This is a genomic window from Amycolatopsis sp. NBC_01307 (assembly GCF_035975215.1).
In the GTDB taxonomy this organism is placed as follows: Bacteria; Actinomycetota; Actinomycetes; order Mycobacteriales; family Pseudonocardiaceae; genus Amycolatopsis.
The window spans coordinates 2,187,564-2,210,657 of the sequence record NZ_CP108403.1 but is presented as its reverse complement, the minus strand read 5'-3'; the positions used below and the strand labels follow the sequence as shown (position 1 = coordinate 2,210,657).

19 protein-coding genes are annotated in these 23,094 nt (G+C 72.7%); 8 read left to right on the top strand and 11 right to left on the bottom strand.

All coding sequences use genetic code 11. The features are described 5' to 3' along the window. Nucleotides 1-99: 99 nt before the first annotated feature. Nucleotides 100-1,872, bottom strand: a complete 1,773-nt coding sequence (locus OG439_RS09555; protein ID WP_326949011.1) for a sigma-70 family RNA polymerase sigma factor — start codon at nucleotides 1,870-1,872, stop codon at nucleotides 100-102. Nucleotides 1,873-2,021: 149 nt separating this feature from the next. Here OG439_RS09555 and OG439_RS09550 point away from each other — a divergent pair, with 149 nt between their 5' ends. Together OG439_RS09550 and OG439_RS09545 are read left to right on the top strand one after the other, a co-directional pair. After that, complete coding sequence (locus OG439_RS09550) at nucleotides 2,022-2,558, top strand: GbsR/MarR family transcriptional regulator (protein ID WP_326949010.1); 537 nt, start codon at nucleotides 2,022-2,024, stop codon at nucleotides 2,556-2,558. Beyond that, nucleotides 2,458-3,276: a class I SAM-dependent methyltransferase gene (locus OG439_RS09545; protein WP_326949009.1), complete on the top strand. Its 819-nt coding sequence runs from the start codon at nucleotides 2,458-2,460 to the stop codon at nucleotides 3,274-3,276. Before OG439_RS09550 ends, OG439_RS09545 begins: the two co-directional genes overlap by 101 nt. Here the strand turns inward: OG439_RS09545 and OG439_RS09540 are convergent. From OG439_RS09540 to OG439_RS09520, 5 genes are all read right to left on the bottom strand, one after another. Further along, a complete protein-coding gene (locus tag OG439_RS09540) occupies nucleotides 3,266-6,679 on the bottom strand; it encodes a glycoside hydrolase family 3 C-terminal domain-containing protein (protein ID WP_326949008.1) in 3,414 nt (1,137 codons plus the stop codon). The genes OG439_RS09545 and OG439_RS09540 overlap by 11 nt on opposite strands. Continuing rightward, a complete protein-coding gene (locus OG439_RS09535) occupies nucleotides 6,676-10,587 on the bottom strand; it encodes a family 78 glycoside hydrolase catalytic domain (protein WP_326949007.1) in 3,912 nt (1,303 codons plus the stop codon). Before OG439_RS09535 ends, OG439_RS09540 begins: the two co-directional genes overlap by 4 nt. A gap of 146 nt (nucleotides 10,588-10,733) precedes the next feature. After that, the gene (locus OG439_RS09530; protein ID WP_247051193.1) at nucleotides 10,734-11,084 is read right to left on the bottom strand and encodes a TraR/DksA C4-type zinc finger protein; all 351 of its coding nucleotides are present in this window, start codon (nucleotides 11,082-11,084) and stop codon (nucleotides 10,734-10,736) included. After that, nucleotides 11,077-11,691: a class I SAM-dependent methyltransferase gene (locus OG439_RS09525; protein ID WP_326949006.1), complete on the bottom strand. Its 615-nt coding sequence runs from the start codon at nucleotides 11,689-11,691 to the stop codon at nucleotides 11,077-11,079. Before OG439_RS09525 ends, OG439_RS09530 begins: the two co-directional genes overlap by 8 nt. Before the next feature lie 28 nt (nucleotides 11,692-11,719). Continuing rightward, nucleotides 11,720-12,538, bottom strand: coding sequence for an SDR family NAD(P)-dependent oxidoreductase (locus OG439_RS09520; RefSeq protein ID WP_326949005.1), 819 nt, complete (start codon nucleotides 12,536-12,538; stop codon nucleotides 11,720-11,722). A gap of 52 nt (nucleotides 12,539-12,590) precedes the next feature. Between OG439_RS09520 and OG439_RS09515 the strand changes: the two genes are divergently transcribed. Beyond that, on the top strand, nucleotides 12,591-13,232 hold the full coding sequence (locus OG439_RS09515) for a TetR/AcrR family transcriptional regulator (protein WP_326949004.1): 642 nt from the start codon (nucleotides 12,591-12,593) through the stop codon (nucleotides 13,230-13,232). 60 nt (nucleotides 13,233-13,292) lie between these two features. Here OG439_RS09515 and OG439_RS09510 read toward each other — a convergent pair whose 3' ends face one another. Beyond that, nucleotides 13,293-16,676: a TM0106 family RecB-like putative nuclease gene (locus OG439_RS09510; protein ID WP_326951516.1), complete on the bottom strand. Its 3,384-nt coding sequence runs from the start codon at nucleotides 16,674-16,676 to the stop codon at nucleotides 13,293-13,295. 169 nt (nucleotides 16,677-16,845) lie between these two features. On the opposite strand from OG439_RS09510, the gene OG439_RS09505 reads away from it, so the two are divergent. Then, complete coding sequence (locus tag OG439_RS09505) at nucleotides 16,846-17,496, top strand: GOLPH3/VPS74 family protein (protein ID WP_326949003.1); 651 nt, start codon at nucleotides 16,846-16,848, stop codon at nucleotides 17,494-17,496. Between the two features lie 5 nt (nucleotides 17,497-17,501). On the opposite strand, the gene surE is transcribed toward OG439_RS09505, so the two are convergent. Both surE and OG439_RS09495 read right to left on the bottom strand, forming a co-directional pair. Then, nucleotides 17,502-18,245, bottom strand: coding sequence for a 5'/3'-nucleotidase SurE (gene surE / locus OG439_RS09500; protein WP_326949002.1), 744 nt, complete (start codon nucleotides 18,243-18,245; stop codon nucleotides 17,502-17,504). Between the two features lie 23 nt (nucleotides 18,246-18,268). Then, nucleotides 18,269-18,691, bottom strand: coding sequence for a MarR family winged helix-turn-helix transcriptional regulator (locus tag OG439_RS09495; RefSeq protein ID WP_326949001.1), 423 nt, complete (start codon nucleotides 18,689-18,691; stop codon nucleotides 18,269-18,271). Between the two features lie 94 nt (nucleotides 18,692-18,785). Here OG439_RS09495 and OG439_RS09490 point away from each other — a divergent pair, with 94 nt between their 5' ends. From OG439_RS09490 to OG439_RS09475, 4 genes are all read left to right on the top strand, one after another. Continuing rightward, on the top strand, nucleotides 18,786-19,571 hold the full coding sequence (locus tag OG439_RS09490; protein WP_326949000.1) for an alpha/beta fold hydrolase: 786 nt from the start codon (nucleotides 18,786-18,788) through the stop codon (nucleotides 19,569-19,571). 16 nt (nucleotides 19,572-19,587) lie between these two features. Further along, entirely contained in the window at nucleotides 19,588-20,343 is a 756-nt protein-coding gene (locus OG439_RS09485; protein WP_326948999.1) for an MBL fold metallo-hydrolase, read from the top strand. Further along, nucleotides 20,340-20,696 (top strand): putative quinol monooxygenase, encoded by a 357-nt coding sequence (locus OG439_RS09480; protein WP_326948998.1) that lies wholly within the window; start codon nucleotides 20,340-20,342, stop codon nucleotides 20,694-20,696. Before OG439_RS09485 ends, OG439_RS09480 begins: the two co-directional genes overlap by 4 nt. A gap of 73 nt (nucleotides 20,697-20,769) precedes the next feature. Then, on the top strand, nucleotides 20,770-21,933 hold the full coding sequence (locus OG439_RS09475) for a serine hydrolase domain-containing protein (RefSeq protein WP_326948997.1): 1,164 nt from the start codon (nucleotides 20,770-20,772) through the stop codon (nucleotides 21,931-21,933). Here the strand turns inward: OG439_RS09475 and OG439_RS09470 are convergent, their stop codons facing one another. Continuing rightward, entirely contained in the window at nucleotides 21,934-22,551 is a 618-nt protein-coding gene (locus OG439_RS09470; protein WP_326948996.1) for a YdcF family protein, read from the bottom strand. Nucleotides 22,552-22,560: 9 nt separating this feature from the next. Then, nucleotides 22,561-23,031: a YdeI/OmpD-associated family protein gene (locus OG439_RS09465; RefSeq protein ID WP_326948995.1), complete on the bottom strand. Its 471-nt coding sequence runs from the start codon at nucleotides 23,029-23,031 to the stop codon at nucleotides 22,561-22,563. Nucleotides 23,032-23,094 lie beyond the last annotated feature (63 nt).

Sequence of the window (23,094 nt, the reverse complement as noted above, 5' to 3'; positions counted from 1 at the left end):
GCGTCACTGGGTCCGAGTCGCCGGATCGCCGTGTCGTCGGGTCTCGGCTGGCCGAGTTCGCCAGGTTCACCGGACGTCGCCTGTCCGACGGCGCCCGCGTCAGCCGCCGGCGAAGTCCTGGGTCAGCCAGACCGAGCCGCGGGAGTCGCGGGTGACCACGATGCCGATGCGGGTGAACGAGGTGCTCAGGATGTTGCGGCGGTGGCCGTCATTGGGGGGCTTCTCGTCGATCATGCTCTGGGTCAGGCCGAGGGCCATCCGGGCGATCGGGTCGGTCGCGTCGGCGACGGGGCCGCCGGTGCCGATGTTCTCACCGGCCGAGGTCCACTGCGCGCCCGCCGCGTGCTCGCGGTCGCCGAGCGGGGCCTCGCCGGGGCACTGGTGCGACAGTCCGCATCCGCCGGCCATCACCCGGTTGTGCGCCGCGGCGCCGGTGACCAGTGCGGGATCCATCCGCAGCGCGGGCAGCCCCGCGGCGGCGCGCTGGTCGTTGATCAGCGCGAGGACCCGTTCCTCGGGCGTCAGGACACGAGGCTTCGCCGAACTCGGCGGCGGAGGCGCGGCGGCCGTCGGCGTCGAACTCGCTTGCGTGGACGCCGGCGCCGAGGTGCTCGCCACCGGCACGGAGCTCGAGGCGGCGGTCGTGCCGGGTTCGGTCACGGGCGCCGGAGCGGGCTCGGATGTGCCCCCGGACAACGCGGCCGGCGGCTGGACCGGCTGGCCGTGCGGGGAGAGAACCACGGCCCCGGCCACGCCGAGAGCACAGACGATGGCCGCACCGGCGGCCGCGAGGAAGGGTTTCGTGGCAAGGAATCGGGCGAGCGCACCCGCCGCCACGGCACTGCCCGCCGTGGCAGCACCGGCACCCGCCGCCACGCCAGTCCCGGCTGCGGCACTCGCGGCACTCCCGGCGCCGGCACCCGCAGCCACGCCGCTCCCGGCGGCGGCGCCACTAACGGCACCGCCGCCGGCCGCACTACCTCCAGCGGCACCGCCGCCGGCAGCACTACCTCCAGCGGCACCTCCGCCGGCCGCGATTGGGCCGCCTGCCGCCGGTCCCGACACCACGTCCCACAGGTTCGCCAGTAGTTGTGGCAAGTACCCGGCCGGGAGCACCAGCAGGGCCGCGCCCGTGAGGATCCGGTCCACCGGGACCGCGTCGTCCGTCTCGCGGCGGCAACGCGCGCACTCCTCCACGTGGCGCAGGAACCGCTTGCGCCACAACGGTCCCGGGCGGCCCGACCAGCCCGATGATGCCTGGTCCAGGCGGGCGCAGCGCGGCTCGGCCGTCAGGGCGCGCACCAACGGGCGGATCGTCTCCAGGCGGGTCTTCAGCCTGCTCACCCGGACCGTCACCAGGTGGGCGTCCAGGCGCAGGGCCTCCGCCACCTCCGTGCGGGTCAGGTGCCCGGCGCGCTCGAGGGTCCACAGGGCCAGCAGTTCGCGGTCCGCCGGGTCCAGCCAGCGGGCCGCCTCGTCGACCTCGCGGCGTTGCTCCGCTATGTGCAGCCGGGCCAGCGCGATCTCGGCGAACTCGGCGCCGGGATCTGGGCGCTCGTCGTACTCGGCCAGTGGGTCCGGGGCCGCGCTTCGGCGGCGGTGGTGTTCGCGGATCTGGTTGATCGTGACGGCGACCAGCCATGACCGGAACCTGGCCGGCTCGCGCAGGGTCTCGATGCCCCGCAGGACACGCAGCATCGTCTCCTGCACGACGTCGTCGACGTCGGCGTCCGACGAGAGTGCGCGGCCGGCGATGCTGTAGACCAGCGGCAGGTACGCCGCGACCAGCGCGTCGAGTGCCGTGCTGTCCCCGGCTCGCGCGGCGACCACCTGCGACACGTCCACCTGCTCGAGCCGCTTCTGACCGATCACGTCCACACCCTCACTCCGCCGACGAATTCCCGTACGACCAGGAGACCGGGCCCGACCATCCTGGATCACAGAAACTTCGTCCGCGAGTGAGCCGGGTCACATTCGACGCATGTTACAGTCATGACTGTAATGACTGGAGGGAGACGCGGGTGAACGAGGAAGCCTGGATCGAGCAGGTCTCGGCCTTCTTCGCGCGCCAGGAAGGGCTGCCGCCGATCACCGGGCGCATCCTCGGCTGGCTGATGATCTGCGAGCCCGCCGAACAGTCCGCGGCCGACATCGCCGCCGGGATCAAGGCGAGCCGCGCGTCGATGACGGCGAACATCCGCTCCCTGACCGCCACCGGGCTCGTCCGCCGCTACACGCGCGCCGGTGACCGCACCGCCTACTACCGGCTCGACGACCAGGGCTGGGAAACCGCCGTCCGCCGGCGCATCGAAGGCATGAGCGCCTTCGAGGACGTCCTCCACCAGGGCCTCGACCTCGTCGGCCGCGACGCCGAACGCGCGTCCCGGCTGCGCGCCGCGCAATCCGTCTACCACTGGGTCGGCTCGCTCCTGCGGCCGCCGGAGAACGGAGACCCCGATGACCGAACAGGTCCGCTTGAGCCAGGAGAAGGAAACCCTGCTGATGGCGCTGTACCTGCGCGCCCTCGACAACCGCCGCACGACGCCGATCCTCGGTGACCCGTTCGCGCAGGACGTCGTCGACCGGATCGACTACGACTTCGGCCGGCTCGGCAACCTCAAGGGCAACGCGCCCCTGATCGCCACCCGCGCCCGCCAGTTCGACGCCTGGACCCGCGACTTCCTCGCCGGCCACCCCGACGGCCTGGTGCTGCACCTGGCGTGCGGCCTGGACAGCCGCCCGCTGCGCATCGACCGCCCGGCGACCGTGCAATGGATCGACGTCGACTACCCCGACGTCATCGAACTGCGGGAACGCCTCTACGGACCGATCGACGGCGTCCGCACGGTGGGTTCGTCGGTCACCGAAGCCGCGTGGTGGGACGAGATCCCGACCGATCGGCCCGCGCTGGTGCTGGCCGAAGGGCTGCTGATGTACCTCGCCCCGGACGACGTGGACCGGCTGGTCGACCGGGCGCTGCGGCACTTCCCCCGCGGCCGTCTCGTGTTCGACGGCGTCGCGCCGTGGGTCAAGACGGTCGCGGGCCTGCAGCCCTCGATGCGCCGGGCCGACACCGGCTTCCGCTGGGCGATGCCCGCGCCGGACGCCTTCGCCACCGAGCACCCGCCGCTGCGGCTGCTCGACGAGCGGTCCGCCGTCGACCTGATCGGCGGGCACCAGACCGGCGCCGCGGCCCGGACGGTCACGCGGGCGTTCGCCCACGTGCCGCCGGTCCGCGACGCCATGCGGTTCCTGCGCTACGGCTTCACGCGGTGAACGCCGTCGCGAAGACGTGCAGCTGCTTGTTCGACGGCAGCGTCACGTACGCGACCTGCTTCGACGCCGTCAGCGGCACGGAAGCCGCGTAGAGACTCACCTTCTGGTCGTGCGGGTAGGTGCTGCCCGCGGGGCGGTTCCAGTACGGCGTCGTCGCCACGAGCACGCAGCCGGCCACGGCCTGGTTGGCGTACCAGTCCGCGACGGTCAGCGTCGAGGTGGACGTCGTGCCGTCGGTGTAGGTCACGGTGACCGGGCCGCTCTGCGTGCCGTTCGTGCCGGTGGTCAGCAGGTTCAGCGCCGTCCCCGAGCCGGTGAGGCTGACGCTCTGGCCCGCCGTCGTGACCGTGTCCCGCTGCCCCGCCGGGACGTCCGGCCAGGTGAACGTCGCCGCGCCGCTCGTCACCGAGCCGCCGGGGTGGACGCCCACCGAGTCCAGGGCCTGGGCGGAGAAGCTGAAGCCCGCGCCGTCGAGGTTGCCCGGCGCCGGATCCGCGTCGTCGGTGACGCCGACGTCCGTGTACGCCGCCGCCAGGTTCGGGTAGGCGACCTGCGTGGACGCCGTTCCCCGGACGACGCCACCGGAGTACCGGGTGGTGGCGGACAACGAGACCGGGCCGGGCGCCGCCGACGCGCCGGCCGTCACCGCCCACGTCGTCGGCACCGACTCCCCCGGCCGGACCGTCCGGACGACCGCCGGGGTGCGCGGCGTCGCCTTCCAGCCCGCCGGGACGGCCAGCGTCGTCACGGCGTCGTGCACGGCTTCGGTGGCGCCGTTGGTGAAGGTGGTCGTCACCGCGAGGGACTTGCCGGGCGCCGCGATCGCGGGCGCGGCCACCTTCGTGAACCGCGGCCCGGTGGTGTGGTCGACGCGGAAGCCACCCGACAGCGGGAGGTTCCGGGACGAGTCGCCGACGCGGACGGTGTACCGGCCGACGCCGAGTTCCCACGCGTGCGCGTCGGTGCTCCAGTACGACGCGTCCTGCGCGGTCAGCTCGAACCGGACCCGTTGCGTCTGGCGCGGCTGGAGATCCACCTTCTGGAAGCCCTTGAGCTGGTTGACCGGCTCCCCGGTGGACGCCGGATCGCTCAGGTACAGCTGGGCGACCTCGGCGCCGCGCCGCGCGCCCGTGTTGGTGACGTCGGCGCTGACCGAGAGCCGGCCGTTCTCGCGCAGTGTGTCGCCGTCCACCTTCAGGTTCGAGAAGCGGAAGTTCGTGTACGAGAGCCCGAACCCGAAGGGGTACAACGGAGTCAGGTTCTTGCGGTCGTACCAGCGGTAGCCGACGTCGAGGCCCTCGGAGTACCGGACCTTGCCGTCGACACCCGGCCACTGCTCCGCCGTCGACGCGGGCACCTGGCCGAGTGACGTCGGGAACGTCACCGGCAGCTTGCCGGACGGCGCGACGTCGCCGAAGAGCAGCGACGCGATCGCGTGGCCCGCCTCCTGGCCCGGGTACCACGCCTCGAAGACGCCCTTGACCTTCGCCAGCCACGGCATCGTCACGGCGGAGCCGGTGTTGAGCACGACGACGGTGTTCGGGTTGGCCGCCGCGACGGCGTCGATCAGCTTGTTCTGGTCGGCGGGCAGGTCGATGTCGTCGAGGTCGCCGCCTTCGGACTCGTAGTCGTTGGCGTAGACGACCGCGACGTCGGACTTCGCGGCGAGCGCGGCCGCCTGACCGACGAGGTCCTCCCCCGGCGGCAGCCAGCCGAGGCTGACCGAGGCGTCGCCGCCGCCCTGGTAGTAGTCGACCTCGACCTGCACCGGCTGGCCCGCGGTGAGCGGGACCTGCGCGGTCTTGGTCTGCGCGCCGTGGTCACCCCAGTTGTCGATCACCTGCTGCCCGCCGATGAGCAGGCGGCTGCCGTCGTCGCTGGTCAGGCCGAGGGTGTACGTGCCGGTCGCGGGCGCGGTGAGGGTGCCGGTCCATTTGGCCGAGAAGTTCGTCGCGGGCACACCCGGCGCGGGCGCCCCGCTGAAGGTGAACGCCACCTGCGGGTCGGTGCGGGTCACCACCGGCGTCCCGGACGAGTCGGTGTTCGCGTAGTAGTCCCCCTGAAGCCCGCTGCCGGTGCCCGACGGCGGCTTGAGCGCACTGCTCTCGATCGGGGGCAGCGCGCTGCCCGCGCCGAGGTTGCCCTGCGCGTACTCGACGTCGATGCCGGCGCCGGCGCGCGCCTTGATGCCGTCGAACGGCGTGACCGTGCCGGTGCCGGCGATGTGCGCGCTGCCGCCGCCGGAGCTGAGCGTGTTCTTGCCCGCGCCGTCGCCGATCACCGCGACCGAGTGCAGCTTGCGCGCGTCCAGGGGCAGCAAGCCGTCGTTCTTGAGCAGGACCGTGCCGTCTTCGGCGGCCTTCTTGGCCACCGCGAGGTGCGCGGCGGTCGACGCGGCCGCGTCGAGCGTGTCGGGCGACGGGTGGTCGAACAGCCCGAAGCGGAACTCCTCGCGCAGGATGCGGGTGACCATGTCGTCCAGCCGGGACTGCGGCACCTGTCCACTTTGGACGGCCGTCTTCAGCGTGGTGCCGAAGAAGTCCTGGCCGGGCATCTCCATGTCCATCCCGGCGTTCGCCGACGGGGCCGCGCTGTGCGTGGCACCCCAGTCGGACGTGATGAAGCCGTCGAACCCGAAGTCCTGCTTCAGGATGTCGTTGAGGTAAGGGTTTTCGCAGGCGTAGGTGCCGTTGATCGAGGAGTACGAGCACATCGCCGACGACGGCTTGGCCTTCGCGACGACGTTCCCGAACGCGCTGGCGTAGATCTCGTGCACGGTCCGGTCGTCGATCACCGCGTTGTCGGCGGTGGTGTTGCGGTTCTCCTCCTGGTTGTAGACGGCCCAGTGCTTCACCTGCGCCATCACGCCCTGGGACTGGACGCCGTCGATGTCGGCCGCGCCCATCTGCCCGGCCAGGTACGGATCTTCGCTGTAGGACTCGAAAGCGCGGCCCCAGCGCGGGTCACGCACGATGTTGATGGTCGGGCCGAGGTCGACGTCGACGCCCTTCGTCTTGTCCTCGGCGCCGATCACCGACCCGTAGGTCTTCGCCAGCCCCGCGTCGAACGACGCGGCGACGGCGGACGCGGCGGGCAGCTGGGTGGTGTTGCCCAGGTTCACCCCCAGCGGGCCGTCCTCCATCTTCAGCGACGGGATGCACAGCCGGTCGTCGCCCGCGACGCGGCCGGTGTAGCCGCCGGCGGCGGTGCCGTGCACCATCGTGATCTTCTCGTCCAGGGTCATCTGTCCGAGCACCTGCGCGACCCGCTTGTCCACGGGCACGTGGGACCCCACCCAGGGACAAGCTGCGTTAGGCGAAGCGGGCGCGGCCTCGGCGGCCGCGGGGACGGTCGTGCCGGTGATCAGCACGGCCGCGATCAGGGCTGCTCCACGCCGTATCACGGCGTCACCTCCGCGATCCTCGAGAAACTGCTCTGTGCGGCCGCGACGGCGATCCGCACCTGGGTCGTGGTCACCGGCGCCGGGAACGGGATCCACCGGTAGACTGCGGTGTTGCCGGTCACGTGGACCTGGTCGGCCCACTGGGCGCCGTCCCAGGTCTGCACGGTGAAGTCGGTCGGCACACCGTCCGGGTTGGACGCGAAGCCGACGCCGGTCAGCGTGGTCGCGGCGGGCGCCGTGACGGTGAGGGTGTCCGGGTACCGGCTGTCGGTGTCGTCGTTCCAGAAGGTCGCGAGGTCGTGGTCGATGGCGTTCGACGCCAGGTAGGTGCGGGTGGCGCCGTTGACGACGTTCGGCGCGTGCTCACTCGACGCCGACGCCGTCGTGCCGCTCGCCCAGCTACCGAACACGGGCACGTTCACGGTCGTCTTCACCGTCTCGCCGCGTGGCGGCTTCACGGTCAGCGTCACCGGGTACAGCCCGCTCTTGACCCCGGCGGGCACGGTGATCCGCACACTACCCGGCGTCTCGGACGTGGCCGGGGTCAACGGGATCCCGGCCGGGGTGGCCGTCACGGTCCAGCCCGCGGGCACCTGCGCGCCGAGGGTCGCCTGACCGGCCACAGTGGACCGTCCCTCGACGACGACCGGGACGTCACCGCTGCCGCCCGCGGTGATCGCGGCGGGTGCGCCCGCGGTGAGCGCGAGCCGGGTGAACGGCGTGCGCGGCGGCGTCACGGTGAATGTGTAGTCGCCCGAACCGGCGGTCAGGGTGAGCGTCTCGTCGTCGGCCCGGCCGACCGTCAGGCCGGGGTCGGACTGGGCGGCGTGGCCGTCGGCGAAGATCGTCCGGCCGTTCTCCCGCACCGACGACTGCCTGCCGCCGAGCAGCGGCAGCCGGATCGTCGCCTTCGCGCCGACCGGAATCGTGGCGTGGTAGGTGAGCGTGCTGCCGTCACGCTGCCACGCACTCACCACGGTCCCCCGGACGGTCTGCTGCTGCGCCGTCACGTGGGTGAGGTTCCCGGCGACGGCCGGGGCCAGGGTGAACTCGCGCCAGCCGGGGGTGCCGGGCTGGATCCCGGCGAGCTGCTGCTGGAACCACTGGCCGATCGCGCCGCCGAGCCCGATGTGGTCCTTCGACGACGTGCCGTCCGGCGCCGAGGAGTTGTCCCACTTCTCCCAGATCGTGCCCGGGCCCTGGTTCACCATGTAGCCGAAGCTCGGGTAGTCGGTGCGCTGGGCGATCGCGAGCGCGACGTCGTTGCGCTGGTACTTGCCCAGCGCCTGGAACACCAGCGTGGTGCCGACGAACCCGGTCGTGACGTGGTTCTGGTGCGCGGCGACGTCGGCGACCAGTCGGTCCACTGTGGACTGCTCGCGGCCGGCCGGGACGAGCCCGAACACCAGCGGCAGGGCGTAGGACAGCTGCGTCCCGGTGCCGAAGACGCCGGTGTCGGCGGAGTAGAAGCGCTTCAGGAAGCCCGTGGCGATCTGCCCGGCGAGGGCGTTGTACTTGGTGGCGTCGGCCCGGTTTCCCAATGCTGCGGCCATCTTCGCGAGCAGCTGCGCGTCGAGGTAGGAGAAGCCGGTCTGGAAGTAGCCGTGCGGGGTGCTGACCGTCGAGAGCCAGTCGTCACCCCAGGACGTCGGCGGGTTGACGACGACGTGGTCGGCGTCGCTGATGGTGCCGAGGTAGTCGACCCACGCCTTGACGTGGTCGTAGTGCGTGGCGAGCAGCTGCGCGTTGCCGTACTGGGTGTAGGAGTCCCAGATGATCTGCGGGTACGCGGTGCCCCACGCCGGGTCGGTGAGCCAGTCGGTGCGGCCGTTGACCGGCGCGACCGACGGCAGGCTGCCGTCGGCGCCGGCGCTGGTGACCATGTCGCCGAGCCACTTCGTGTAGAACGCCTGCATGTCGAAGTTGGCCATCGCCTCCTGGTCGGAGTCGGCGGCGTCGCCGAGCCAGCCGTGGCGTTCGCGGGTCGGGCAGTCCATCTGGATCGACTCGAGGTTGTTCAGCTGGGTCTGCGTGACGGCGGCCTGGATCTGGTCGAGCCCCGGGTCCGAGGTGTCGAACCGGCCCGTCGCGGCGACATCGGTATGGATCTCCTGCGCGGTCACGGTGACGGCGGCGTCGTCGGGCACGCCGGTCAGCTCGGCGTAGCGGAAGCCCGCGTAGTTGAAGTGCGGCAGGTACGTCTCGGTGCCGGTGCCGCTGAACGTGTAGTGGTCGGTCTGGCGCGGCGGCTCGGAGCCGTTGAAGCTGATGTTCGCGGTCGAGACGCGGCCGGTCGCGTCGAGGATCTCGCCCTTCTTCAGCGACGCCGTCGTCCCGGCGGGCTGCGCGGCCTTCAGCGTCGCCTGGCCGGTGCGGTTCTGGCCGAAGTCGTAGACGCGCACGCCCGGCGCGGGCCGGGTTTCCTTGACCGGGTCGTGGTTCGCGACGATCCGGGTCGGCGGGGTGATGTCGGCCTGCAGCTGGGTGACGCCGCTGCCGACGACGGCGGGATTCGGGCCGTAGACGCCGATTTCGGCCAGCCGGAAGGTGCAGCTCGTGCCAACACAGGCGAGTTTCGTCGCGGTCACCCGGACGTACCGGCCGGTGACGTTCGTGGGCAGGGTGACGGCCGCGGTGCCGGGGTTGGCCTGATCGGCGTCGGTGCGGTCGGCGACGGTCGTCGCGGTGGCGAACGCGGGGTCGTCGCTGACCTGGACGCGGTAGCGCACCGGGAAGCCGGCGCCGACGACGTCACCCGAGGTGTCGTTGGTCGGACGCGCCGGGAACAGCGTCACCGAACCGAGCTTCTGGGCCGAGCCGAGGTCGGCCTGGGCCCACTTCGTGTTGTCGGCACTGGATTCGATGGCGGAGTGGTAGCCCTCCGACGCGTCGATCGAGCCGTCGATGCCGTCGGTCGCGGCCGCCGGGGACCAGCCGCAGCAGGTCGTCGTGTCCGAGGCCGTCACCGGCTTGCCCTGCGCGAGGCTCCGGCGGTGGGACGCGGGGGCGACGGCGTGCGCGGCGGGCCAGGCGCCGGCGTCGAACGCGGCGGTGTCCCAGCCCGCGATCTCCTTGCGGGCGTCGTAGGTTTCGCCGTAGTAGAAGTCGTCACCGGTCACCGGGCCGGCGTGGGCCTTCCAGTCGGTGCCGGTGCCGAACCGCGCGGTCGAGCCGTCGGTATAGGTGACGTCGACCTGGGCGACGAGCGCGGGCCGGCCGGTGTACTGACCCTTGCCGGCCATGAACGCGAGCGCGTTGTGGCCCGGTTTGAGCAGCTTCGTGACGTCGAGGTCGCGGTAGAGCACGCGGGTGGCGTAGTCGGTGACGGCGGAGTCGAGCACCTGCTGGGGCTGGACGCGGGCGCCGTTGAGGTGCGGCTCGGCGACGCCCTGCGCGCCGAAGTACAGCCGGGCGCGGGCGACGGGCTTGGTGACGTCGAAGCCGCCGCGGACGAGCGCGCCGTCGTCGACCTGCAGCCACCAGGCGGACCAGTCGGCCGGCTGCAGCAGGCCGGTGTCGAAGCGGGCGGGCGCCGACCACGGCGACTGCCGGCCTTCGCTGTTCCAGGTGCGCACCGACCATTCGTAGGTGCGGTCGCTGTCGAGAGCCGGTCCGGTATAGACGACATCGACCGAGTTGCCCGAAACCACCCGGCCGGAGTCCCAGTGGGACCGCGGGCCGTCGACGCGGATCTCGTACGCCGTCTGGGTTTCCGCGCGACCGGCGTCGTTGACCGTCCACGCCAGCGTCGGCCGGGGACTGCCGGCCAGGACGTTCGCCGCCTGGCCGTCGGCCCGCAGCGCGGTCGGTGGCAGCGGGCCGCCGTGCGCCGGTTCCGCACTCGCGGTCGTGGCGGGCACGACCGCCGCGGCGAGTGCGAGCGCGACGACGACGGCCCGTCTCTTCATCGAGGTTCCCGACCGGCGCATGAACGTCTCCTGACGCCATAAAAACGTTTCAATCAGCCGAGGGACTGTCTACAACCATCCTGGCGGCGAAACAAGAAACGGCGTCATTCCTGTCCGGATGATGTCGAAGAAGACACTCGATCAGCTCAGCGCTTCTTGTTCGCGCAGGCGATGCAGATCCGCGTCGCCGGCAGGGCGGCGAGGCGCTCTTCGGCGATCGGGCCGCCGCAGCGTTCGCAGGTCTCGTACGTGCCGGCGCGCACCCGCTCGGCGGCCCGGCCGAGGTCCGCGAGGTCGTCATGCGCCTGCCGCAGCATCGCCTGGACCTGCGCCCGTTCGAACGCGATCGTGGCGCCTTCCGGGTCGTGCTCGTCGTCGTTGCTGGTGAACTCCGACGCCTCGACGATGCCGTCGCGCTGCCGCGCGAGCGAGGCGGCCAGCCGCTCGGTCTCGGCACGGGCCCGGGCGATCAGCTCCGTCGCGACGCGCTCATCCATGACGGGCGACCAGCCGCTCGACGAGTCCCGCCTTGAACCGCTCCCGCCGTTCGACGACCAGCCCGAGCGCCTCGACGTCCTTCAGCGGCCGGCGCCGGAAGTGCTCGCCGGCCAGGGGCACGCTGGCCAGCTCGACCAGCCACTGCATCCCCCGCACCGGCCACACCGAACTCGCGACGTGGTCGACCAGGATCAGCCGGCCGGCGGGCCGCAGGACCCGCGCCATCTCCCCCACCGCGGCCGGGTGGTCCGGGATCGCGCAGAGGCCGAAGGTGCAGACGACGGTGTCGAAGGACGCGTCGGCGAACGGCAGTTCCTGCGCACTGCCCTGCTGGAGCGTGATCGCGCGGCCGAGCTTCTCCGCACGGACCCGGGCGAGGTCCAGCATCCCGGCGCTGAGGTCGAGGCCGGTCAGCCGGACGTCGGCGGGGTAGTTCGGCAGGTTCAACCCGGTCCCGACGGCGACCTCGAGCACGTCACCCGACGCCTGCCCGCACACCCACGCCCGCGAGTCGCCGAAGAGGCGGCGGTCCCAGACGTCCATCTCCGCGTCGTAGGTCGCGGACTTGCGGTCCCAGTACCGCCGCCACCGCTCCGCCTTCGTCATACCCCCAGCGAACCACGAACCCGGCGGTTCAGCCGAATGCCGCTTGGGCGAGGGGTTCCCACTCGCGCCAGGTTTCCAGGCGCTCGCGGTACTCCTCTTCGACCGCGGCGAGGGACTTGCCGAAGAACACCCGCTTCGGCGGCTTCTCGGTGTCGGCCAGTTGCAGCAGCGGCCCGCGGGTCGCCCGGGGATCGCCCAGGTCCCACTCGATCCGGCCCACCTCGCGGACGGCGTCGTAGTCCGGGTTCGGGGCGCTGGTCCGGACGCTGGCGCCACCGAAGTCCGTCCGGTACGGGCCGGGCTCCAGGCAGATGACGTCGATCCCGAACGCCGCGACCTCCTGCCGCAGGGACTCCGAAAGCCCTTCCACCGCCCACTTCGACGCGTGGTAGGCCCCGATGCCGGGGAACGCGCGGACGCCGCCCTCGCTGGTGACCTGGATGATCCGGCCGCGGCCCTGCCGGCGCATGACCGGCAGCGCCGCCTGGGTCAGCCAGAGCGTGCCGAAGAAGTTCGTGTCGAGTTCCGCGCGGATCTCCGCCTCGGTGAGCTCCTCGACCATGCCGAAGTGCCCGTAGCCGGCGTTGTTCACCAGGACGTCCAGGGTCCCGAACTTCGCCACCGTCGCCTCGACGGCCGCGACCGCCGCCGCGCGGTCGGTGATGTCCAGCCGCAGCGGCAGCACGGCGTCGCCGAAGCGCTCGACGAGCGGGCGCAGGCTCTCGACGTCGCGCGCGGTGGCCGCGACCCGATCACCCCGTTCGAGTGCCGCTTCGGCCCATTCTCGGCCGAAGCCCTTCGACGTTCCCGTGATCAACCAGCTCTTTGTCTCAGTTCGCTGCGTCATGACGTAACAGTAGCACAGACTGCATTAATACGCCGAGTGGTAGTGTTCGGGCATGATCGCCGGAGACAGCCGCCGTGAGCGCAAGAAGGCCCTGACCCGCGCCCGCATCCAGGAAGCGGCCTTGGAGCTCTTCGCGAGCCAGGGCTACCGGGACACGACGATCGCGCAGATCGCGGCGAGCGCCGACGTCGCGACCCGCACGGTCACGCTCCACTTCCCCGCCAAGGACGACCTGCTGTTCGCCGACGACCCGTTCGACCCCGAGTCCCTCGGCCGGCACCTGCGCGAGCGGCCGGCCGGCACGCTCGAGGCGCTGCGCGACTGGATGCACGCGACCATGCGCGCCCTCGACGCGAGCGACCTCGAGCAGGAGGCCGACCCCGCGCAGGTGTGGCGCCGCCGGGCCCTGCGCGCCCGCCTGCTGATGGAGGACGACGACCTGCGCGGCCGCGCCCGCGCCGGCTACCGCGACCTGGAACTCCTGGTGGCCACGGGAATCGGCGAGGACATCGGCCGGCCGGCGGACGCGCTGCTCCCCCGCCTCGCCGCCGCCACGGTCGTCACCGGCCTGCGCGAAATCTACGTGACGCGGGAAGGCCAGGCGAAGGCCCAGTCCGCGGCGAGCGAGCTGTCCGGCCTGGTCGACGAGGTGGTCGCCTTCGCCGAAGCCGGCCTCCGCAACGCCACCCGGTGATCAGCCCGCCGAAGTCCGTGAATGCCACATCGAGGGACTAAGTGTCCCTCGATGTGGCATTCACGGACTTGACGGCGGTGGCGTGACCGGCCAGGGGCCCGCGCCGGTCATCAGGCCGATCATGCCCGCTACCAGCCGCATCTGGTCCACCGTCCGGATGTCGGCCTCGACCAGCCTCGGTGAGCACACCAGGATCGCCAGCGCCTGGGCCCGCGACAGGGCGACGTTGAGGCGGTTGCGGGAGAGCAGGAAGTCCAGCCCGCGCGGCAGGTCGACTGCCGACGACGACGTCATCGTGGTGATCACCACCGGTGCTTCCTGGCCCTGGAACCGGTCGACCGTGCCGACCCGGACGCCGGGGAACCCGGCTTCCTCCAAGGCCCGCGTCACCGTGCGCGCCTGCAGGTTGTACGGCGCGACGACGACGATGTCCGCGTCACCCAGCGGCCGGGGTGTCCCGTGGTCCGTCCACATGCGACCGTGGAGGCCGGCGACGATCGCCGTGACGGCCGCGGCTTCCTCCACCGAGCGGGTCGTGTTGCCGTGGTGGTCGACCTCGGCCAGGTACAGGCCCGCGTCGACGCCCTCGATGGCGCGCTCGGCGGCCGAGGGGTGGGCGTGGAGGCGCCCGGCGTAGGACAGGTTCGACACCGGCTCGCACACGGCCGGGTGCATCCGGCGGGTCTCGTCGAGGAAGTAGCCCAGCGCCGGCGGCATGATGTCGGCCTCGCCGATCAGGTGCCCCAGCGCCGACGCCTCCGCGCCCGCCGGGTGCGTGCCCTGCACGACCTGCGGCAGCTGCTGCGGATCGCCCAGCAGCAGGACGTTCTTGGCGCACATCGACACGGCGAGCGCGTCGGCGAGGGCGAACTGGCCGGCCTCGTCGATGATCAGCAGGTCGAACGGTTCCTCGCGGATCGCGGCGTTGGCGAACGTCCACGCCGTCCCGCCGACCAGGTGCCCGTTGTCGTGCTCCAGGCGCCAGTTCACCAGCGCCGGGTTGCTCTTCGGCTGCTCCCACGGCGCGGCCGGGTCCGGCGTCCGCTTCGCGCGCTTGGCGCACGGCAGCTCGGGCGCGCTCTTCATCGCCGCGCTCAGCACGTTTTCCACGGCCTTGTGGCTGTTGGACGTCACCGCGACGGTCCGCCCGGCGCGCACGAGGTGGGCGATCAGCCGCCCGGCGAGGTACGTCTTGCCCGCGCCCGGCGGCCCCTGCACGGCGAGCGCCGAACCGTCCAGCTCGTCCACGGCCTCGATCACCGTGCGGACCAGGTCGTCGCCCGGCTCCGGCAACGCGGCGCCGCCGAGCAGCCGCGGCGGTGTCCGGCGGAGCAGGTCGACGCCGGGGTGGCGTGGCAGCACCGGAAGCGCGTCGACGACGAGGCGGGCGAGATCGGCGACGGCCTCGTCCTTCGGCGACGGGCGCACCGGGCTGCCGGGCAGGACGGCGGTCGGCCGGTCGCCGGTGGTGGCGTCGGGCGGGCAGCTCTCTTCGAGGGTCAGCTCCACGGCCGTCGCGGCGACGACCTTGGCGTCGCGGGCGGTGGCGCCGTAGCGCAGCCGGACGTCGTCGCCCGGCGCGAACGGGTGCGGCCGGTCCGGGTCGCAGGTGAGCAGCAGCGTCCGCTTCGCGTTGCGGACGCGCCCGGCCGGCGGGACCCACTCCCCCGCGTCCAGCGCCACCGGCACCGCGCAGGCGGTGTCGACCTCGAGGTCGCCGAGCGGCGCGGCCAGCTGGCGGAAGTACTCCCACCACGCCGGGTTGGTCTCGCGGCGGTGGTAGCCGACCGACGCCGCCAGCAGCGCGCGGGCGCGTTCGTCGGGGGTGAAAGCGCCCGGGTCGTCGGGCAGGCCGTCGAGCAGCGGGTCGACCAGCGCGGCCAGCTGCGCGGCCCGTTCGGCGCGCCGCTCGGCGGCGACGTCCTCCTCGGTCTGCCGGATCAGCGCGTCCTCGGCGGACTCTTCGACCGGCTCCGGCAGGTCGATCCCGGCGTCGGCCCGGATCTGGTGGAGGAACTCGAACAACCGCAGCGTCGAGACGCAGTCGTACTCGGTGGTGTCGGCGATGCCGCGCAGGATCTCCCCGGCGCGTTCCGGTTCCCCGGCCAGCGCCAGGTACTCCTCGTACGCCTCGACGTCCGACACGGCGGTCTTCCCAGTGCCCTCGCGCGCGCCGGGCATGTAGAGCGCTTCGAGGTAGCGGATCGAGTAGGACCGCTGGGAGACGCGCAACGCCTTGCGCACCACGGCGTGCAGGTCCACGACCGCGCCGCCGCGCAGCAGCTGGTCGACGGCTTCCTCGCGGGTGCCGTGCACCGCCGCGAGCCGCTTGATCGCGGTGACCTCGTAGGGCGCATAGTGGTAGACGTGCGAGCCGGGGTGCTCGGCGACGCGCGCCTCGGCGAAGTCGACGAACTCCTCGAACGCCCGCTTCTCCTGGGCGCGGCTGTGCGCCCAGAACGGCGTGAACGCCTGGCCGTCTTCCGTGGTGACCGCGCCGAAGAGGTACTCCAGGCCCTCGCCCGACAGCGCGTGCGGATCGCCCGCGAGGTCGAGGAAGACGTCGCCCGGCGCGGGGGCCGGCAGCTCGGCCAGCACCCCGGGCTCGACGATCTCGTAGGAGACGTCGCCGGTCTTGTCCTGCCGGACCTGCAGCGCGGCCTGGGCGCGCAGGGCCGCGAACGCCGTGACGGACAGGTCGCGCGGCCGGTCGGCCGGCCCGGCCGCGGCCAGCGCGTCGATCGAGCCGAGCCCGGCGGCGACGAGCTTGCGGCGCTGGTCGCCGCGCATCCCGGCGACGAGCGAGAGGTCGCGGTCGGCCTCCCGGGCCGACGTGCAGTGCTGGGCGAACCCGCAGCTCGCGCAGGCCGGGCGGTCGTCGGCCCACAGCTGCGCGGGCAGGCTCGGTGCGCGGTCGCGCAGCCGGGTCCGCAGGCGGTCGACCAGGGGCCGGAAGTCGTCGACGCGCAGGGTGCGGGTGCCGCCGTCGGCCTGGCGCAGGTGCAGGTGGGGCCCGGCCGGCCGGCCGGCCCGGGTCAGCGCGTCGGCGAACGCCGTCAGCTGCACCACCGCGGCGGGCTTCGCCTGGCGAGCCGGCTTCGCGTCGTAGACCTCGTAGTGGCCTTCGCCGTCCTGGACCAGGAAGTCCGCGCGACCCGAGAAGTCACCGTCGTGCAGGACGGCCCGGTGGATCACCGGGACGCCGTCCCGCAACGCCGCTTCGGTCGCCTTCGCGGCGGCGGCCAGGTCGCGGACGTCGATCTCGGCCACCGCGCGGCCGTCGGCGCGGAACCCGGCGAGCATGGTCTCCGCCGCGCCACGGCCCTGCTCGTCGGGCGTGGGACCGGGCCGTGGCGCGCCCAGCAGGCCCGCGGCCAGCGCCTGGTTCAGGACGCTGCGGTGTTCGCATTCGAGCAGGTCGGCGAGATCGGCTGGGGTGTACATCGCCGCGAAGTCTGACACGGCGATACACCCGGTCGGACCACACCGGCCCCGACACGCCGACCCCGGGGCCGCGCATTCCGGTGACGAATGGCCTCGACGCGGTCGGAAACGTGGCCGCCGGGGTATTCCTGTTCGGCCGAGGTGTCCGCGCCGACCCGCGAGGAGCGTCATGAAACAGCCCCTGCCCCAGCGGATGTACCTGTTGTGCTGGGACGGAGACAAGAACCGGCTCGACCCGGCCAGCGTGCTGGCCCGCGGGCCGCTGCTGCGGGCGGCCGCGGTGGCCGAGCTGACCCTCGGCGGGCTCCTCCAGGACCTCGACGGCAAGGCCGGCCGCACACCGCAGGCCGCGCGCACCCCGGACGACCCCTTTCTCGCCCAGGTCCTCGACGGCGTCCCGCAGGACCGGCCGCGGCGCTGGGCGAGCGTCCTGGACCGCGACTGGCACCAGGCCGAAGCCGCCGTCCGCGACCAGCTCGAATCGGCCGGCGCCCTCGCGGTCGAGCGCCGCCGGGCGCTGGGCCTGTTCCCGGTCCGCCGCGTCACGGTGACCGATCCCGACCGGGCCCGGACGCTGCGCGAGCGCGTGCGGAACGCCGTGCTGGGCGGGCACGACCCGGCCGGGGTCGCCATCGAGGACACGAGCCTGGCGTTGTTCGCCGCCAACGGCGACGTCCACACCGTCTTCACGCCCAAGGAGCGGCGCGCGCACCGGAAGGCGTTCCGGGCGATCGCCGACCACGTCGACACGGTGCTGCCGGGGCTGCGGAAGGGCTTGATCTGGTCGGTGGCGGCCCGCCGCTCGGCGGCGGCCGCCTGAGAGCGTCACCAGACGAGGTCGGGGTCCTCCGCGACCGAGCGCAGCGCGGTGATCGTCGCGTGGCCTTCGGCCAGCAGCGCGGCGTCGCTGCCCGGCGTCAGATCGTCCTCGGCCAGTTCGGCCGACAGCGCGATCGTGCCGTCGCCGGTGTCCTCGACGTGGACTCGTACGGTGCCGGACTCGGCCAGGCCGGCTCGCCGCGGCGGGCCGGACTCCGCGTGGTCCGGCACGTTGAGGTTCAGCACCGATCCCGGCGGCAGGGCCGCGAGCCGGTCGAACAAGCCCGCCGCGACCGTGACGGCGGTGTCCCAGTGCGGGTCGGTTTCGTCGTCCGGGGCCACGTCGAGCGACACGGCCAGCGCGCGGGCGCCGTGCAATGACGCCGTCAGCGCCGCGCCGACCGTGCCCGAGTGCAGGACCGCGCGGCCGGTGTTCGCGCCGAGGTTGATCCCGGACAGCACGACCTCCGGCGGCTCGCCGAACGCGCCCTGTGCCGCCAGCAGGGCGATGAGCCCCGGGTGCGCGGCGACGGCGTACACCGGAACACCGGCCAGGCCCGGCACCTCCCGGCGCTCGACCGCGACCCGCCGGGTGTCCCCCGCGGCGGCGGTCAACCCCGCGCCGGTGCCGCTCGCCTCCTCGGCGGGCGCCGCGACGACGACGTCCCAGCCGTGGTCCCGCGCGCCGCGGGCCAGGGCGTGCAGCCCCGGCGACTCGACGCCGTCGTCGTTGGTGACCAAGACCTTCACGTGTCCTCCTGCTCGGGCGCCGGTCACGCGGTCGGGTCGGGGCCGAGGGCGCGGTCCAGGAGCCCGCCCAGCTGGTCGAGCTGGGCGGCCGACAGGTCCCCGAAGGAGGACCCGACGACGCCGTCCGCGAGGTGCTGGCCTTCCGCGCGCAGGCGCTCGCCTTCCTCGGTGAGCCGGTGCCGCACGGCCCGGCCGGGTCCGGGGACGCGCTCGATCAGGCCGCGGTCCGCCATCCGCGCGGCCAGTGACCCGAAGGACTGGTCGGTCTGGAAGGTCAGCACGGCGAGGTCGTGCAGCGACGCCTCCGGCTCGCGGTGCAGGTGGCGCAAGGTGTCCCACTGCACGAGGGAAAGCCCCAGCGGCGCCAGTGCCCGGCTCAGCGCGCGGTGGTGACGGTATTGCAGGCGCTTCACGGCCAGTGCGACCTCTGCCGGGAGATACGTCATGCCTTCACCCTAACTCATCGTGGACAGCTTGCTTATCTAAGGAAGCTGATCTAAGGTTCCTTAGATAAGCCCCACCGAGACCGAAGAAGGCACCATGACCACGCTCTCCCCGGCCGGTTCGCTCCGGCCCATCCGCACCGGGACCCACACGTTCGGCACCGCCGAAGTGACGCTCCAGGACCGCGACCGCACCCGGCCGTTCCTGCTGCTGCACGGTGGTGGGGGCGTCGCGACGATGGCCGGCTTCGCCGACCTGCTCGCCGAGCGCACCCACTCCCGGGTGCTGCTGCCCACCCACCCCGGCTTCGGCGGCACCCCGAAGGCCGACGGCCTGACCACCGTCGCCGAGCTGGCCAAGCTCTACGTCACGATGCTCGAGGAGCTCGACCTCACCGACGTCACCGTGCTCGGCAACTCCTTCGGCGGCTGGCTGGCCGCCGAGATCGCCCTGCTCGAGAGCCCGCGCGTCAGCGGCGCGGTGATCGTCGACGGCGTCGGCGTCGAGGTCGACGGCCACCCGGTGACCGACGTCCGGGGCCTGACCCCGGAAGAGCTGCGGGCCCTGTCATGGCACGACCCGAGCCGGGCGCCGGTGCCGCCCGCCGGGGCCACCGGCCCGAGCCCGGACGTCGTCGCCCTGCTCGGTTACACCGGTGCGGCGATGGCCGACCCGACGCTGGCCAAGCGGCTCGGCGGCCTCGACATCCCGGTCCACGTGATCTGGGGCGAGAGCGACGGCATCGTCACCCCGGACTACGGCCGCGCCTTCGCCGCCGCGATCCCGATGGCGAAGTTCACCCTGCTCCCCCGCAGCGGCCACCTCCCCCAGCTCGAGACGCCCGAAGAGCTGCTCGGCGCCCTGCTCGACCTCGGCAACTGACGCAAGGAGAAACCGCATGAGCACCTCGTTGAGCGTGACCCGGATCGGGCACGCCTGCCAGCTGATCGACATCGGCGGGCTCCGCGTCCTCACGGACCCGTGGTTCACCCAGACCGCTACCTACTACCAGGGCGAACCGGTCTTCTCCCGCGTCGAAGACCTCGGCCGGCTCGACGCGGTCGTCGTCACCCACGAGCACTACGACCACTGCGACCTCGACGCGCTCGTCGCCGGCGGCTTCGACCTCGACACCCCGCTGATCGGGCCGGGCACGGTCGCGACCATCGCGCGGGACAAGGGTTTCCGCGACGTCCGCGTCGTCGAGGCGTGGGAAGCGACCACGGTCGGCGACCTGACCGTGACCGCGGCGCCGGGCAAGCACGGCGTCCACGAAGTCACCTTCGTGATCCAGGCGGGCGGCCGCACGGTGTTCTTCGGCGGCGACTCGCTGCGCGTCCCCGAGCTCGACACCATCCCGGAGCGCTTCGGGCACGTCGACCTGGCCATCCTGCCGACCAACGGCCTGTGCATCCGGCCGCTGAACCTCCAGCAGGTCGTGATGGACGCCGAAGAGGCCGCCGGGCTGACGGCCGCGCTGAAGCCGACGCTGGCCGTGCCGCACCACTACGCGTTCCACAGTGGACAGCTGGGCGACCGGATGATCACCAAGGGCGACCAGGATCCGCGGCACTACGCCGACGCCGTCGCGCGGCTCGCGCCGGAGATCGAGGTCCGGCTGGTCCTGCCCGGCACCCCGGTGCTGGTCCCGTGAGGGAGTTCATGCCCGAGGTCGGCGCGGACCTCCCGCCCGGCGAACGGCCGATGGTCGCCGTCGTCCGGGCGGTCCCCGGTCACGAAGAGCAGCTCGCCGCCGCCATAGCGACGCTCACCACCGCGGTGCGAACCGAGCCGGGCTGCCGAGAGTTCCGGCCGTTCCGGGACATCGCGAACCCCGGCGTCTTCTACCTCTACGAGATCTACGACGACACCGAAGCGTTCCGCGTGCACCTGGCCACCGGGCACGTCGCGCACTTCTTCACCGAACTGGCCCAGCACAGCACTTCCGACGCCGGGGCGCTCGTGCAGCTCGTCGAGGTAGCGCCTGCACTACCCGGGGTCCGGTAGGCAGCGCTACTGATCTTCGTGCCGGATTCGACCAGCATTGGGCCATCGAATCCGGTTCGGCGAAGGAGAGCTGATGCAGACGACGATGCGCAAGGGCGTAGTGGTGCTGACCGTGGCGGGGGCACTCGGGGCCGCCCTGACGACGGCGGCCGCGGCGGGCCCGCCCCCGAAGGCGGCGGTCCAGCCCCCGGATTCGGCGGTCCAGCAGAGCCTGGACTCGCTGGTGAGCCAGGAGAAGTTCCCCGCCGCGCTCGCCTCCGTGACCAAGGACGGCCGGACGACGTCGCTGGTCTCCGGCTCCGCCCGGCTCGGCGGCCAGGTCCCGGTGCCGCGTGACGGCGAGGTCCGGGCGGGCAGCAACACGAAGACGTTCACCGCGACCGTGGTCCTGCAGCTGGTGGCCGAGGGCAAGGTCGAGCTGGACGCGCCCATCGAGAGGTACCTGCCCGGCGTGGTGCGCGGCGACGGCATCGACGGCACGAAGATCACCGTCCGGCAGCTGCTGCAGCACACCAGCGGGCTGCCGAACTACACCGAGTACATCGGACTGGAGGACTTCGGGAAGATCCAGCACAAGTTCTTCCAGCCCCACGACCTGCTCGCCGCGGCCCTCGCCCACCCGGCGAAGTTCGCGCCCGGCACGCAGTGGGAGTACAGCAACACCAACTACCTCCTGGCGGGTTTGCTCATCGAGCGCGTGACCGAACGCCCGGTGCAGGAGCAGATCACCGAGCGCGTCATCAAGAAGGCGGGGCTGCGCCACACCTACTGGCCGCAGCCCGGGGACCAGACCATCCACGGACCCCACCCGCAGGGTTACGCGACCCGCACGTTCACCGATCCCACGATCGTCGACGCCACCGAGATGGACCCGTCCTGGGGCGGCGCGGCCGGCCAGCTGATCTCGACGCCGAGCGACCTCGCGCAGGTCTCGCGCGCGCTGCTCGACGGCCGGCTGCTCCCGCCCGCGCAGCTGGCCGAGATGCGCAAGACGGTCGACGCGCCGCTGCTGCCCGGGTGGCGCTACGGCCTCGGGCTGTTCCGCGTCCCGCTCAGCTGCGGCGGCGCGTACTGGGGCCACGGCGGCGACATCGAGGGGTACGAAACCCGGGGCGGCACCACGGACGACGGCCGGTCGGTCGGGCTCGCGGTGACGGCGTTGCCGGGCACCTTCGGCGACGCGGACCAGGCGGCGAAGGCCGTCGTGGCCACTGTGGACACCGCGTTCTGCCGGTGATCACCCAGGGCGCCCGGGCCGGGTTTCCGGCCCGGGCGCGACCTTCCGTTCGCCGGCCGTGAGCCTGCGGAGCGTCCACAACCCGTAGAGCGCCAGCAGGGGTTTGCCGAGCAGCCACTCGCCGAGGCGGTAGTCGTCCGCCCGCACGAGCCGCTCGGCGAGATCCGGGCGCTGCCGCCGCAAGTACGCGCGGGCCTTGAGCGCGTGCGCCGGCTGGGAGACGATCTTGATGCGGTCGACGTCCTCGAGGAGCGGGAGCACGTTCGTGATGTTCTCCCAGGTCGTCGCGCTCCGGTCTTCGAGGAGCACGGTGCCGTCGAACTCGAGCACCGCCTTCGCGTAGTCGGCCATCAACCGGGCCTCCGCGGCTCCGTTGCCGGTGGGGCCACCGCTGAAGATCACGCGGGTGTCAGCGGCCGCGGACCGGATTCCGGCGCGCACCCGCCAGCGGTTGACGACGTTCGCCGTCGGCCGCGGGTTCCGGTAGCCCAGTACGACCACGGCTTCGGACGCGCCCGCACCGCGTCCGACGAGCGCGTGAGACCAGCGCCAGTTCAGCCACTCGCCCCAGGCCAGGACCGCGGCTGCGGCCAGCGCCAGTCCGGTCCTTCGTCGCATGCGGCGACTCTACGGCCGTGGGCGCTCCTTGACGCCGTCGGCGAGCAGGCCGACCACCTCGGCGATCCGGGCCGCGCGGACGTCCGGCTTGCCCTTGGTCCCGTCGATCCAGCGCAGGTACGCCTTGCGGTAGAACTGCGCCAGCGTGTCGAAGAAGGCGGCCGCCTTCGGGTCGGCGGCCAGCGCCGCGGCGAGGTCTTCGGCGAGGTCACCGCGTTGCAGCCCCTCCGGGGCGAGTTCGACGGTCACCTCGTCGCCGATCGCGACGGCGGTGTCGCGCAGCCACAACGGCGTCACGGTCAGTGCCCATCCGCTGTCGCCGGGAGCCAGCCTGCCGCGGACGCGGCGGTCGCCGATCGTGCCACCGACCGGGTGGTCGGCCTTCGCACCCCACGTCTCGTCCGGGTCGAACGGCACCTCGATGACGCCGGCACCCCGGCTGCCTGCGGCGATGACGGCGCGGAACCGCTGAGCACCCATGCCCCGATCGTCGCGTCTTTAGCAGCCGCGCACAACCGCGGCCCCCGGATTCATCACCCCGGC